Source organism: Caulobacter sp. GW822-FHT07D08 (genome assembly GCF_058798735.1).
Window position 1 is genome coordinate 269,405 of record NZ_JBXAKU010000001.1, and the last position, 13,574, is coordinate 282,978.

A 13,574-nucleotide genomic window follows, 5' to 3' on the forward strand; every position below is an offset into this window, starting at 1 on the left:
AACGGAGTGAAGATTTGCGTTTATTGAACGAGGCCGCCGTGAAGTTCATTCGTCTCGTCTCGGTCAGCCTGGCCGCTATTTCCCTGGCCTTCACGCCGATCGCCTCGAGCGGCGCCCTGGCCCAGAAGAAGCAGCTGCTGGAATATCCCAGCATCCACTCGCCGGTCGTGGGCGAGAAGGGGATGGTGGTCAGCCAGAACGCCATCGCCACCAAGGTCGGCGTCGAGATTCTGCGCCAGGGCGGCAACGCCGTGGACGCCGCGGTCGCCACCGCCTTCGCCCTGGCCGTGACCCTGCCGCGCGCCGGCAATATCGGCGGCGACGGCTTCATGATGGTCTATATGGCCAAGACCCAGGAAACGGTCTTCATCGACTATCGGGGCATCGCCCCCAAGGCCGCCAAGCTCGAGACCTTCGTCGACGAGAACGGCAAGGAGATGGACGACGTCGCCTCGCGCGGCTATCGCGCGCCGACCGTGCCGGGCACCGTGGCGGGCCTCTATCTCGCCCACCAGAAGTACGGCCGTCTGCCATGGAAGCAGGTCGTCGAGCCGGCCTTCAGGCTGGCCAGCGACGGCGTGGCCCTGTCGCCGGACGAGGCCTTCGTGTTCAGCTGGGGCAAGCAGCGCCTGTCCGAGAGCGCGGCCGGCAAGGCGGCTTTCTACAAGGCCGGCGGCGAGCTCTACCGCGCCGGCGAGACCCTGAAGCAGCCGGACCTGGCCTGGTCGCTGCGCCAGATCGCCGACAAGGGCGCGGACGCTTTTTACAAGGGCGAGATCGCCCAGCGCTTCGCCGCCGACATGAAGGCTCACGGCGGCCTGATCACCGCCGAGGACCTGGCGTCCTACAAGGCCGTGGTCCGCCAGCCGCTGGAGGGGACCTATCGCGGCCTCACGGTCAAGACCTCGCCGCCCGCCAGCGCCGGCGGCGCGACCTTGCTCGAGATGCTGAACATTCTCGAGCAGTTCGACCTGAAGGCCTCGGGGCCTGGCTCGGCCAAGTCGCTGCACCTGATGGCCGAGGCCATGAAGCTGGGCTACGCCGACCGTTCGCGGTTCTTAGGGGACACCGACTTCGTCAAGGTGCCGCTGACCGGTTTTACCTCGAAAGCCTATGGTATTGAGCGCGCCAAGCTGATCGACCCGGACAAGGCCAAGAGCGCCAAGGACCTGGGCGTCGGCGACCCCTGGGCGTTCGAGAGCCACAACACCACCCACTTCTCGGTGGCCGACGCCGACGGCAACGCCGTCTCCAACACCTTCACCCTGGGCGCGGACTTCGGCTCGGGCGTGATGGTGGCCGGGGCGGGCTTCGTGCTGAACAACCAGATGAACAACTATTCGCACGCCGCGGCGTGGCGGGCCCGGAAGAGTGGAAAGCCCTTGCCGCCCAACGCCCTGCAGCCGGGCAAGCGCGTGCTGTCGACCATGATGCCGACCATGATCTTCAAGGACGGCAAGCCATGGCTGATCACCGGCACGCCAGGCGGCAGCACGATCATCGACACGGTGCTGCAGGTCATCGTCAACATCGTCGACTTCAAGCTGAACGTGGCCGAGGCAACCCACCAGCCGCGCATCTTCCAGGACGCCAGCGACAATCTGCGCGTCGAGCCGAACTTCAATCCCGACACGGTGGCCGCCCTCAAGGCTATGGGCCACCCCCTGTCCTCGGACGAGACCATGGGCTCCGCCCAGTCGATCATGATCGACAAGGGTCTCTTCCTGGGCGGCGCCGACCCGCGTCGTCCCGGAGCCGAGGCGATCGCGCCCTAGGGGTCAACCTCCCCCCACCTGAGAGACCTCTTGGGACGCGATTCATCGGCGCCGGGACTGCCCTCCCGGCGCCGATTTCATTTCCGTTTGCGGTAAATCAACGTCGCCGCTCCGGACGTGGCGCAAGCTTCATCTTGAGATCGGCGAGGGGCTGCGGTCCGGTTTCTCGTCCGGTTCTCACGGTCCGACGCGGTCGCCAGTTCGCGTCGGACAGTTGCTGCTCTCGGGGCGACTCCCCCTGTAGTCCCGAGCGAGATCGGCGCCGGATTCCCCTCCGGCGCCGATTTTGTTTCTCGGCTCCAGCTTCAAACGCCAGAAGCCGTGCTCCGATCTACTTCCCGCTGACCGCCGGCCCGTACAGCAGGCCGTTGAACAGGAACTTGAACGTTCCGTACGACTGCGCCCGCTGGGTGATCTCGGGGCCAAAGGCGAAGACCTTGCCCTTGCCGACATCGATGTCGAGCATGGCGGTCGAGCCCTTCAGCTTTTCCTGACCCACGGCCCAGCCGCTGCGCAGCGGCTTGTCGGCGTCGAACCAGGCCACGCGCGACACGCCCTTGGCGTCGGCCTTCACGGTGAAGGCCGGGCTGCGGTCGAAGAACACGTCGACCTGGTCCGAAGCCCCATAGGCCAGGGGCTGCTTGGGATCGACCTTGGCGCGCAGCACCGAGCCCGGAATGTAGAGTTCGCGGTTGGTGAAGGCCTTCAGCTGTCCGTTCTCCATCTTGGCGGTGGCGACCTCGACCGGCGCGCCCAGGGCCGTGGCCAGGCGCGTCGAGGCGCCGATGGCGACGACCGAGCCGCCGCCCTTCACGAAGGCGGCGATCTGGGGCAGCGTCTTGTCGTCGCTCACCCGGCCCAGCCACGGGCGGTACTCGGCGGGGATGTCCTCGGGCTTGGGCTGCTGGCCACCGCGGCCGGTCTTGAAGGGGCCGTCGGCCGGCGCGGGGACCACGCCGTCCGGGAAGACCAGCACGTCGTAGTCCTTGGCGATGTCGCCGGCGTCCAGGCGTTGCGGATAGACGACCTGGAAGGGCGCCTCGAACTTCTCGAACATCCAGCGGTTCCAGCCCGAGGGCATCGAGCCGCCATAGACGTCGACCAGGCCGACGCGGATCGGCTTCAGGGCGATGGTCGCGCCCGACGGCTTGCCGCCGATGGCGTAGGCGTCGATGCCCAGGTCCTTGACGCCCTTGTCGATCACCGCCTTGGCGGCGGGCGAGGCGGGGACGAAGATCGCGCCGGGACCGAAGGCGGTCTTGCCGGCCTTGGCGCCGTCCTTGACCCAATAGACCTTGGCGCCGGCCTTGAGCAGACGGTTGGTCAGGGTGAAGCTGGCGTTGGTCTCGTGGCTGACCAGCCAGCCCGCGCCGCCCGAACCCTTCACCGCGCCCGGCGTCACCGAAATCAGGTCCGGCACGCGCGCCGTCGGGGCCTCGAAGCCCTCCAGGATGCGGTCGAACTTGATGCCCATCTGGTAGGCCAGGGTGTAGCCGGTGACGTCGTACGGGGCCTTGGGCGGGCCGCCCGGATATTCCAGGTCGTGCGGGTGATCCTGCGGCTCGAACATGTCCATGATGTGCGGGCGATAGGCCTGGGCCGCGCGCACGACGTAGGAGCCGGCCGGATAGGTCTTGGCCCCGATCGTGAAGGGCTTGGTCGCCTTGTCCACGTCGACGCCGGTCTTGATCAGGGCGTTCAGGAACGCGACCACCGTGGGCATGTCGGCCTGGTCGGCCGGAATGACATAGCCGCGGGCGTCACGCTCTTCCGGGGTCTGGAGGACCGACTTGTAGAGCTTGGGGTCGACCGCCTGGCCGTACGGGCCCGGCTTGTCCTTGCCAGCCGCTTGCAGCGCCTCCACCCGGGTCGGGGTGATCGTCCAGCTGTCCTTGCCGCCGCGCTTGATGCTGTTGTCGCCCATCTTCCAGATGTTGAAGAGCAGGCGTTCCTTGTTGCGGGCGGCGTAGTCGATCACCGCCCTGTTCATGGTCCACTGATAGTCCAGCGAGTCCTGCAGACGCCATTCGCGCGGCGCGATCGGCGCGGGGCGGTCGTTGCCCGGCAGTTGCAGTTCCGGCACCAGATTGACCGTCGTCGGGGTCGGGCCGCCGATGATCTCGGTCAGAAGGCCGATCGAATTGTGGAAGTAGGCGACCGACCGCTCCATGCCGTTGTGCCAGGTGGAGTAGGGCGCGGCGCTGCGGGCGCCCGAACCCGGCTTGTCCTCGGCCACCAGGCGGCTGTGCATGGCCATGCCGACTTCCTGCAGCTCGGTCATGACCAGCGGGTCGTAGTTGAAGTTGAACGGGTCGCGGAACGGCGGGACGAACACCACCATGCCGTTCGGGCCGGTCTGGTGCTGGTTGTAGATGATCTGCGGATACCACTCGCGGAACAGCTGCTTGTTGACGTTGGTCGTCTCGGCCATGGCCGACATGAAGCTGTCGCGGTTGTTATCGTGGCCGACGTACTTCTGATAGAGGCGCGGCAGCGAGCCGAACTCGCGCTTCTTCGGATCCTGGTTGCGCATGTACCAGTCCGAGACCATTTCCATCCCGTCCGGATTGTCCTGGCCGAACAGGATGACGGTGTCGTCCAGCAGGCGCAGCGTCTCGGGATCGGTCTGGGTCAGCATCCGGTACAGCACCTGGATCTGGCCCTGCGAGGTGATCGTCTCGCTGGCGTGCAGGCCGGCGTCGATCCACACGATCGCCTTGCCCTCGGCGGCCAGCTTGCGGGCCTCGTCTTCGTTGACGCCCTCGGCCTTCGCCAGCTTGTGGGCGATCTCCTTGTAGCGGTCCAGCTTGGCCAGGTTGGCTGGCGAGGAGACGATCGCCACCCACATGGTGCGACCTTCCTCGGTCTTGCCGATGTCGACCAGCTTCATCCGGTCCGACTGGCCGGCCAGGGTCTTCAGATAGGCCTCGTAGGCCGTGTAGTCGGCCAGGAAGTAGTCGCTGCCGACCGGCTGAGCGAAGGCCTTGTCCGGCGGGGTGATGTCGGCGGCGATCGCGCCGCTGATCCCCGTGAAAGCCAGCACCATGCCGAGGGCCGCCCCGGCCATTGCTCTGCTTCGCGTCATTTCCAACCCCGTTGCCCATGGCGAACGCAACGGTGCGTCGGCCCTTCTTTAGACTGACGTAAGTGGAGAGCGTTTCCGCACCCGCGGCAACGGCGGGCCCAGCCCATTTTTTCACCCGCACAAGGACAAGGCAAAAGGAAAGGGGCCGCCCTCGCGGACGACCCCCTCCATCTCATCGGACCATACTCACGCGGTCCGTACGCGAGATCAGCTAACGACTAGTACTTCAGGCGCATGCCGACGCGGAAGTAACGGCCCACGATGCCCGACTGCGAGTAGGTCGGGTTCCAGTTCACGCCGGCGTAGTTGGCCGGGTTGAACATCGGGCCGGTGTCGAACAGGTTCATGACGTCGGCATAGACCGTCGCCTTTTCGGTGACGTCGTAGGCGCCCGTCAGGTCGACGGTCGTGAACGACTTCACGCGGCAGTTGAAGCTGGAGTCGCCGTAGAGGCAGCCCTCGGTGTAGCTGTCGTCCTCTTCACGCATGCCCGAGACGTAGCTCATGGTGCCCGTCACGTGGATGGGGCCGCGCTCGAAGGTGTTCATCCACGACAGGCGGTTCTTCGGCGTACCCGCGCCCGACGACAGCACGTACGGGGCTTCCTTGCCCACGTAGTTATAGGTCGTGCCGCCTTGGGTGTACTTGTAGTCGAAGATGGTCGTGGCATCGAGGTTGCTCGTCCACTTCACGTCGGCTGGCAGGTAGAACGTGGCCTGGACGTTGAGGTCCAGACCGCTGGTCACCAGCGAGTCGGCGTTGATGTAGGGCGAGGCGACCGACAGCACGCGCGGCAGGGCCGTCGGGTGTTCGGGGTCGATCGCGTCGGCGACCACGGTGTAGCCGCCCGGAATGGCCTGGCCCGAATAGTAGGCGGCCAGGGCCGTGCCCGCGCTGGCTTGCGCGATCACGTCGTTCTTCTTGATGTGATAGTAGTCCAGCGAGACGCTGAAGCTGCGCGTGGGGGCCCACACGGCGCCGAAGGTGTAGCTGGTCGACTTCTCCGGCTTCAGGTCCGGATTGGCCGTGGTGATCGACGAGAGCGAATAGGCCTTGGTGTACTCGTTGTTGCCGTGGGCGTCGCGGAACGCGGCGTAGGTGTCGCCCTTGAACGAGAACGTCGTGAAGCCCTGGCTGGCCGAGTTGCCGGCTTCCGAGAATGACGGCGCGCGGAAGCCCTTCGAGATCGTGCCGCGCAGGGCGACCGTCTTGATGGGCGTGAACTTGACGCCGATCTTCGGCGAGAAGTTGCCGCCGAAGTCCGAGTAGTGGTCGTAGCGGCCCGACAGGTTGACTTCGATCTGGGTGGTGACCGGCAGGCCGACTTCGGCGAAGGCCGAGGCGACGGTGCGGTTGCCCTCGGTGCGGGCGTTGCCCAGACCTTGCGCGTCGTTGACCGGGTTGAGGGCCGGGTCGTTGGTGGCCTCGTAGCGGAACTCGCCGCCGATACCCAGCTGGGCGTCGCCGCCCGGCAGGCTGAACAGGGCGTGCGAGGCCTGGAAGTTCACCGAGTCCATGTCGGTGGTCGAGGTCTTGGCCAGGACCGGCGACAGGGCGTTCCGGACGGCCTGGCTGTTCTTCGACGGATCGACGAAGTTGTAGGCGCCCGTGTTGATGTCGCTCATCAGCTGCTTGTAGCTGAGGAAGCCGGTCTGGGCGCTTTCCAGGGTGTCGTGCGCGATGACGACATTGGCCTGGTAGTCCCAATCCCGGGCGTTGCCCTTCACGCCGCCGACCAGACGGAACATCCGGTTGGTGTAGCGGGCCGTGGCCGGCAGGTCGCTGAAGCGGTACTTGATCAGCGCGTAGTCGCCGGTCGAGGCGAACGGGTTGTTCGGGTTCAGCTGGCGGTCGACGGCGGTGGCGCACGAGACGCCGGCCGAGCAGATGTAGACCGGCAGGACCAGGTTGGTCAGGTTGTTCGGCGTGCTCGACGAGACGCTGACCGGGGTGCCGTTCACCGAGGTCTTCGACTGGATGAAGCTGCCCGAGATGTAGGCCTCGAAGTTATCGTTCGGCTTGATCGTGAAGCGACCATAGGTGCCAACGCGCGACTGCTTGGGCTGAATGTCGCCGAAGTTGGCGACGTTCTGGGCGCAGTACGTGCCCATCAGGACGCCGTCATCATCGTACTGCGAGGTCAGCGGAGCGTCGGCGGCGCAGGTGCGCAGCGGCTGCCAGACGTTGGTCGGGCTGGCGATGGCCACGCCGGTGGCCAGGTTGCCCGGCGTGCCCAGGGTGGCGCGCTTGACGTTGCCGTAGAAGGTGCTGCCACCGGTCTGGGGGTTGTCGTTCGAGCCGCCCGGGATCGAGCTGAGGTCGGCGGTGTTGTACGGGAAGCCGCGCTGGTTGCCGCGGATGCGCTTGTCCAGCTGGTACTCGACGTCGAAATAGACGTTGTACTTGTCGGTATCCAGGTCGCCGTAGCCGACGTCGCCGTTGAAGCGGTACTGGTCGCCGCCACCGTGTTCAGACGTGCCGTACGAGGCGTCGGCGCTCATGCCCTGGTAGTTCGACTTCATGATGATGTTGACGACGCCGCCGATGGCGTCGGCGCCGTACAGCGACGAGGCGCCGTCCTTCAGGGTCTCGATGCGCTCGACCGCGTTGAACGGGATCGAGTTCAGGTCGACGAACGCCTTCTGGCCGTCATCGGCCAGCGGGTAGTTGGCGTTACGCAGGCCGTCGATCATGACCAGGGTCGAGTTGACCGACAGGCCGCGCAGGGACACGCCGGTCGAGCCGGCGGCGAAGCCGTTGCCGAAGGCGGCGGGGATCGAGCCCGAGTTGTCGGCCGACAGGCTGCGGATGGCGTCCGACACCGTCGTGATGCCCTGGGCCTTCAGCTGTTCGGTCGTCTGGACCGTGACGGGCGAGGGGGTGGCGGTGTCGGTGCGGCGCAACAGCGAACCCGTGACGACGACGGCCTCGACCTCGTTGTCCTGGGCGGCCGGCTGAGCGGCCGGGGCGGCGGTTTGAGCGTTCGCGGCGAAGCCGGCCAGCGTGGCCACGCCCACGATCATCGAGGTCGCGAGCAAACGACCCCGGGTAAACTGATAGTTCATGTCTTTATCCTTCCGGGCCGCCCTCGTCGGCGCGAGCGCCGCCGTCCTTACAGCCCGATGCAAGATGTGTTTCCCGCCGCGATCCGGCGGTTGTCGGCGCCTTAGGCGCTTCCGAAGCAAGTGGTCAATCGTGAGGCAATTCGTGTAATCGAATTGTCGTGAAGCTGTATCTTTAAGGCCACGACTTTGGCCAATTGGGGCGGGAATGAGACAAGGCCATATCGTCGGCGAAACATTACGGAAATTTATATATCCACTCGGGGAACAATGTGGAAATCACACCGTTCGCAGAACGTTGAACTCTATGTAGCGTTTTTAGTGTAGGTAATAATCGAGGTGTTCGTTGAATATCGATATTCAGAACCGCGCGTTGTCGCGTGGGGCTGCGCGCGGGCGCATGCCCGCGAGATCGCCGGGATAGGGCTGAATTCGAAAGGGTGGAGTGGGCGCTAGAGGCGACCGCGCGAGACTTCCGAAGCCGCCAGCAGGAACGCCCCCGCGCCGTAGAGCTGGGTGTCGCCCGCCTCGACGTGGTCGGGCGCATAGCCGACCTGCTGCACCCAGCCCAGCTTGCCGTCCGGCTGCACGGCCTGGGCCAGGGCGCTCCACCCCCGGCGCGCGGCGGCTTCGTATTTCGGGTCTTTCAGCAGTCCGTTGTTCACGCCCCAGGCCAGGCCATAGACGAAGAAGCCGGTCCCGCTGCTTTCCGGCGGGCCCTGCTCCGGCGCCAGCAGCGACACCGGCCAGTAGCCGTCGGGCTTCTGCAGGGTCGCCAGCCTGGCGGACATCCGCTTGAACAGCGCCACGTAGCGCGGGCGCGACGGGTGGCTGGCCGGCAAGGTCTTCAGGATGTTGACGACGCCCGCATAGGCCCAGCCGTTGCCGCGGGCCCAGAAGATCTTGCGGCCCTGGTCATCCTTGCGGTCGAAGTAGCGGCTGTCGCGGAAATAGAGGCCTTCCTGCTTGTCCAGCAGCCAGTCGGTGGCGGCCCAGAACTCCCGGTCGCCATGGGCGGCGTAGCGCGGGTCCTGGGTGGCGGCCGACAGGGCGGTCCAGGTCGGCGGGGCCATGAACAGGGCGTCGCTCCAGCACCAGCGAGCCTGGCAGGGCTGATCCTCCGTGCCGTCGATGAAGGTCAGGTCCGCCTTGGGCGGATCGGCCAGGATGGCGTCGAAGCGGGCTCTCACCGGCGCGATCTGAGCGGGCTCGTGGTCGCGGCCGTAAACCCAGATCCAGGACTGGGCGATGACGTGGTCGTCGGCGTGCAGCGGACGCTGGCCCAGACCCCAGCCTTCCCGGGCGCCGTGCGTCCGTAGGGCCTGGGCGTAGCCCTGGTCGCCTGTCCGCTCGGCGAAGGCGGTCAGGCCGGCATAGAAGGCGCCCTGGATCCAGCCGCGCGGGTTCTGGGTCTTGGCGTGCTGGGTCTTCACATAATCGAACCGGCCGTCCATGTGGCGCAGCTGCCAGTCGGCGACGGCGCGGCCCAGGGTCAGGGCGGCGGCGGAGAGATCGGCGGAAGCCTTGGCCGGGATGGCGGGTTGGGATGTCCGCGCGGCGGCGGAGAAGGGGGCGGTAACGGCGCTCAAGGCCAGGCAGATCACAGCCGTCGCGAACCGCACGCGCATCGAAACCTCCCGTGGGGCGCGCCTCTGCCGGACGTCGCGTCGCGTCGCCTGGCGGCTCCGCTGAAAGTTGTCTTACCTGAACCGATCGCTCTTGGGCAAATCGCGCCCGCGAAATGGAATTTTGGTCATGCCAGTTAACTTGTCTGGTAGCCCAATTTCGGTGTAGCCGGTTTGGCGCCGGTTTCCTGGATGGCGCCAGCGCGGGCTCGCGGCCTCGACGCGGCGGGCGACACGAGGAGGAGGGAACACCCGATGATCCGCTCGACGATCCGAACCCTGGCCCTTTGCGCCGTCGCCGTCGGCGCGCTCTCGACCGCCGCGCCGGCCCTGGCCGCCCCTCAAAGTAAAACGGGTCCGGTCTGCAAGGCCGAGGACGGCTACGCCGCCGACTTCGACGGTCGCCGCACCTTCCGCTGGAAGCCGCAATGGCTGAAGGCCGCCAAGACCCATCTCGCCGCCCCGTCCGTGGCGCCGGCCTACAAGGCCCTGCTGGCCCGCGCCGACAAGGCGCTGGACGGTCCATCCTACGCCGTCACCGAGAAGACCCGCGTCCCGCCCAGCGGCGACAAGCACGACTACATCTCGATGGGCCCGTACTGGTGGCCGGATCCGGCCCAGCCGACCGGCGAGCCCTATATCCGCAAGGACGGCGAGGTGAATCCGGAAAGGAACACCAACGCCTTCGACGCCGTGCGCATGGACAGCATGGCCAGCGCCGTCGAGGCCCTGTCCCTGGCCTACTATCTCACCGACGACGCCAGGTACGCGACCAAGGCCGCCCAGCTGCTGCGCGCGTGGTTTCTGGATCCGGCCACGCGCATGAACCCGTCCATGAGCTACGCCCAGGGCGTGCCCGGCCGCACCCTGGGCCGCGCCGAGGGCGTGCTCGACACCTTCCGCCTGCTGCGCGTGGTCGAGTCGATCGGCCTCCTGGCTCCGTCGGGCGCGATCAGGCCGGCCGAGCAGAAGGCGCTCGAGCACTGGTTCGAGGCCTATGTCCAGTGGCTCCAGAACGGCGCGACGGCCAAGGAGGAGCAGGCGGCCCAGAACAACCACGGCATCTGGTACGACTACCAGCTGGCGACCTTCTCGCTGTTCGCCCGCCGGCCGGACCTGGCCAAGGCGACGATCGCTGGGGCGGGCAAGACCCGCATCGATCCGCAGATCGACCCCGACGGCAAGATGCCCAAGGAGCTCGCCCGCACCCGAGGCCTGCACTACAGCTACTTCGCGCTTGAACCCTTGGTCGGCATGGCCGAACTGGGCCCCTGCGTCGGCGTCGATCTGTGGGGCTACAAGGGGCCGAAGGGGCAGGGCATCCGCGCCGCCCTCGACTATCTGGCGCCCTATGTCGGCGAGGAGGCGGCGTTTCCGTACAAGGAACTGAAGCCGCGCGAGGCGACCGAAGAGGCGCTGCCGCTGTACGATCTGGCGGCGGCGGCCTACGGCGACGCGAGCTTCGCGGCCAAGGCCGACTTCATCGCCAAGAAGGACCCGGCGGCGCAAAGCCGGCTGACAATCGGGGCGTATCGAAAGTAGGTCGCTTTAGATCGCCGACCGGCGCGCCAGCTCGATCCGCCGGGCGGCGACCTCGTTCCGCGCCCGTTCCAGCGCGTCGATCTCGGTCGCGGTCAGCAGGTTGTCGATCACCCGGCCCAGGTGCTCGCGCATGGCGTTGCGGGCGGCGGTAGGGTCACGTTGCTTCAGGGCCCGCAGGATCTCCTGGTGGTCGTCGATCAACGGGCGAACGCCGACCTGGCGGGCGCGCTCCAGCATGGCGCGGCACAGGGGCGACTTGTAGCGCAGGTCCCAGAGGTTCTCGACGACGGTGACGAAGGCGCTGTTGCGGCTGGCCTGGGCGATGGTGACGTGGAAACGGCGGTCGGCGCGCTCGCCGCCGCGCGGGTGGCTGTCATTCTCCACGACCATGTCGTCCATGATCGTCGCCAGATCGGCCAGTTCCTCGTCGGTGATGGTGGCGGCGGCCAGGGCCGCGACCTCGCCCTCGATCAGACGGCGGGCCTCGGTCAGCTCGAAAGCGCCGATGTCCAGTTCGGGGGCGGTGACCTCGGCGCGCGGGGCTTCGGTGACATAGACGCCCGAGCCGTGACGGGCCTCGACCAGACCGCGGATTTCCAGGGCGATCATCGCCTCGCGCACGGTCGGGCGGCTGACCTTGTAGTCTTCCGCCAGATCCCGCTCGGACGGCAGGCGCTGGCCAGGGCGGTGCGTGCCGTCGCGAATCGAATCCGCGATCGAATTCGCCACCTGTTGGTAGAGCTTGCGGGTTTCGGCCGTCGAAGTGGTCATGTGTTTTCGCTGATCGAGCCGACGCTGCGTCGGCGCGAGCCTAGACTATTGTATGGCCGATGTTCGCGCTACGGGGCTTGAGGCCGATGGAGTGGCAACGCCACTAGCTTCTTGTCGGATAAGTCGCTAGAAGTGGTCAGGCCACTTTACGGTCTCGCTTAGCTACTCCAGGTCCATGCTGAAGATCATCGACGCCAAGGTCATCGTCACCTGTCCCGGCCGCAACTTCGTGACGCTGAAGATCACGACCGAGGACGGAGTCACCGGGGTCGGCGACGCCACCCTGAACGGGCGCGAACTGTCGGTGGTCAGCTTCCTGCGGGATCACATGGTCCCCAGCCTGATCGGCCGTGACGCCCATCAGATCGAGGACATCTGGCAGTTCTTCTATCGCGGCTCGTACTGGCGCGGCGGTCCGGTGGCCATGACCGCCCTGGCGGCCGTCGACATGGCGCTGTGGGACATCAAGGGCAAGGTCGCGGGCCTGCCGGTCTATCAACTGCTGGGCGGCGCCTGCCGAACGGGCGTCACCGTCTACGGTCACGCCAACGGCGAGACCATCGACGACACCATCGCCGAGGCGGTGAAGTACAAGGCCATGGGCTACAAGGCCATTCGCCTGCAGACCGGCGTGCCGGGCCTGCCCAGCACCTACGGCGTCTCCGGCGACAAGATGTTCTACGAGCCGGCCGACGGAAACCTTCCGACCGAGAACCTGTGGTCGACCGCCAAGTACCTGAACCACGTGCCGAAACTGTTCGAGAAGGCGCGGGAAGTCCTGGGCTGGGACGTGCACCTGCTGCACGACGTCCACCATCGCCTGACCCCGATCGAGGCCGCCCGCCTGGGCAAGGACCTGGAGCCCTACCGCCTGTTCTGGCTGGAGGACTCGGTCCCGGCCGAGAACCAGGCCGGCTTCCGCCTGATCCGTCAGCACACCACCACGCCGCTGGCCGTCGGCGAGATCTTCGCCCACGTCTGGGACTGCAAGCAGCTGATCGAGGAGCAGTTGATCGACTATCTGCGGGCCACCGTGCTGCACGCGGGCGGGATCAGCAACCTCAAGAAGATCGCCGCCTTCGCCGACCTGCACCATGTCAGGACCGGCTGCCACGGCGCTACCGATCTGTCGCCGATCACCATGGCCGCGGCCCTGCATTTCGACATGTCGATCCCGAACTTCGGCCTGCAGGAATACATGCGCCACACGCCGGAGACGGACGCGGTGTTCCCGCACGCCTACACCTTCGACGACGGCATGCTTCACCCGGGCGACAAGCCGGGCCTGGGCGTCGACATCGACGAGGAACTGGCCGGCAAGTACGAATACAAGCGCGCCTACCTGCCGGTGAACCGTCTTCAGGACGGGACCATGTTCAACTGGTAAGGCCACTGCGTGCGTGAGCTGCTCCTGCTGACGGCGGCGGCCTTCGGGGGCGCCGCGGCTGCGCTATCGCCTGGGCTGGGAGGACGCCTCGGCCAGCGAGGCCCTGCTGGGTAAGACGCTGAGCTGGGCTTCAAGGTCGAGGGCCTTGCCTGCTCGACCCGCGCCCTGGTCGACGAGAAGGCCTATCGCGGCCCGACCGGCGCGATGACGGCCTTGACCAGCTGCGCCGGCGCCGCCGGTTTGAATGGGCCGATCAAGGTCAGCTGGACGATCCGCTACAGATAAGTTGATCTCCCCCGGGCTTTCGCTGGTGGGAATCCGGAGCAT

Annotated in this window: 7 protein-coding genes; 3 read left to right on the top strand and 4 right to left on the bottom strand. The window is 66.7% G+C overall.

Going from position 1 to position 13,574, the window contains the following annotated elements:
- The first annotated feature begins 14 nt into the window (after positions 1–14).
- Positions 15–1,775 (top strand): gamma-glutamyltransferase, encoded by a 1,761-nt coding sequence (ggt, locus tag AC1RJ9_RS01240; protein ID WP_492835461.1) that lies wholly within the window; start codon positions 15–17, stop codon positions 1,773–1,775.
- A 331-nt stretch (positions 1,776–2,106) separates the two neighbouring features.
- On the opposite strand, the gene AC1RJ9_RS01245 is transcribed toward ggt, so the two are convergent.
- The 3 genes from AC1RJ9_RS01245 to AC1RJ9_RS01255 all read right to left on the bottom strand — a co-directional run bounded on the left by AC1RJ9_RS01245 (position 2,107) and on the right by AC1RJ9_RS01255 (position 9,550).
- Entirely contained in the window at positions 2,107–4,860 is a 2,754-nt protein-coding gene (locus tag AC1RJ9_RS01245; protein WP_492835459.1) for a M14 family metallopeptidase, read from the bottom strand.
- 218 nt (positions 4,861–5,078) lie between these two features.
- Complete coding sequence (locus AC1RJ9_RS01250) at positions 5,079–7,925, bottom strand: TonB-dependent receptor (protein ID WP_492835457.1); 2,847 nt, start codon at positions 7,923–7,925, stop codon at positions 5,079–5,081.
- A 449-nt stretch (positions 7,926–8,374) separates the two neighbouring features.
- Complete coding sequence (locus AC1RJ9_RS01255; protein WP_492835455.1) at positions 8,375–9,550, bottom strand: glycoside hydrolase family 88/105 protein; 1,176 nt, start codon at positions 9,548–9,550, stop codon at positions 8,375–8,377.
- Positions 9,551–9,802: 252 nt separating this feature from the next.
- Between AC1RJ9_RS01255 and AC1RJ9_RS01260 the strand changes: the two genes are divergently transcribed.
- Positions 9,803–11,089 carry an alginate lyase family protein gene (locus AC1RJ9_RS01260; RefSeq protein ID WP_492835453.1) on the top strand — a complete coding sequence of 429 codons (1,287 nt, stop codon included), beginning with the start codon at positions 9,803–9,805 and terminating at the stop codon, positions 11,087–11,089.
- Between the two features lie 6 nt (positions 11,090–11,095).
- Here AC1RJ9_RS01260 and AC1RJ9_RS01265 read toward each other — a convergent pair whose 3' ends face one another.
- Positions 11,096–11,860, bottom strand: a complete 765-nt coding sequence (locus AC1RJ9_RS01265) for a FadR/GntR family transcriptional regulator (RefSeq protein WP_492835451.1) — start codon at positions 11,858–11,860, stop codon at positions 11,096–11,098.
- A gap of 175 nt (positions 11,861–12,035) precedes the next feature.
- On the opposite strand from AC1RJ9_RS01265, the gene manD reads away from it, so the two are divergent.
- Positions 12,036–13,247: a D-mannonate dehydratase ManD gene (gene manD / locus AC1RJ9_RS01270; RefSeq protein ID WP_492835449.1), complete on the top strand. Its 1,212-nt coding sequence runs from the start codon at positions 12,036–12,038 to the stop codon at positions 13,245–13,247.
- Positions 13,248–13,574: the final 327 nt, after the last annotated feature.

Excerpts from the sequence above, each read along its gene's own strand:
- AC1RJ9_RS01260 (WP_492835453.1), top strand. The coding sequence starts at position 9,803 with ATGATCCGCTCGACGATCCGAACCCTGGCCCTTTGCGCCGTCGCCGTC.
- manD (WP_492835449.1), top strand. The coding sequence starts at position 12,036 with ATGCTGAAGATCATCGACGCCAAGGTCATCGTCACCTGTCCCGGCCGC.
- AC1RJ9_RS01265 (WP_492835451.1), bottom strand. The coding sequence starts at position 11,860 with ATGACCACTTCGACGGCCGAAACCCGCAAGCTCTACCAACAGGTGGCG.
- AC1RJ9_RS01255 (WP_492835455.1), bottom strand. The coding sequence starts at position 9,550 with ATGCGCGTGCGGTTCGCGACGGCTGTGATCTGCCTGGCCTTGAGCGCC.
- AC1RJ9_RS01245 (WP_492835459.1), bottom strand. The coding sequence starts at position 4,860 with ATGACGCGAAGCAGAGCAATGGCCGGGGCGGCCCTCGGCATGGTGCTG.
- AC1RJ9_RS01250 (WP_492835457.1), bottom strand. The coding sequence starts at position 7,925 with ATGAACTATCAGTTTACCCGGGGTCGTTTGCTCGCGACCTCGATGATC.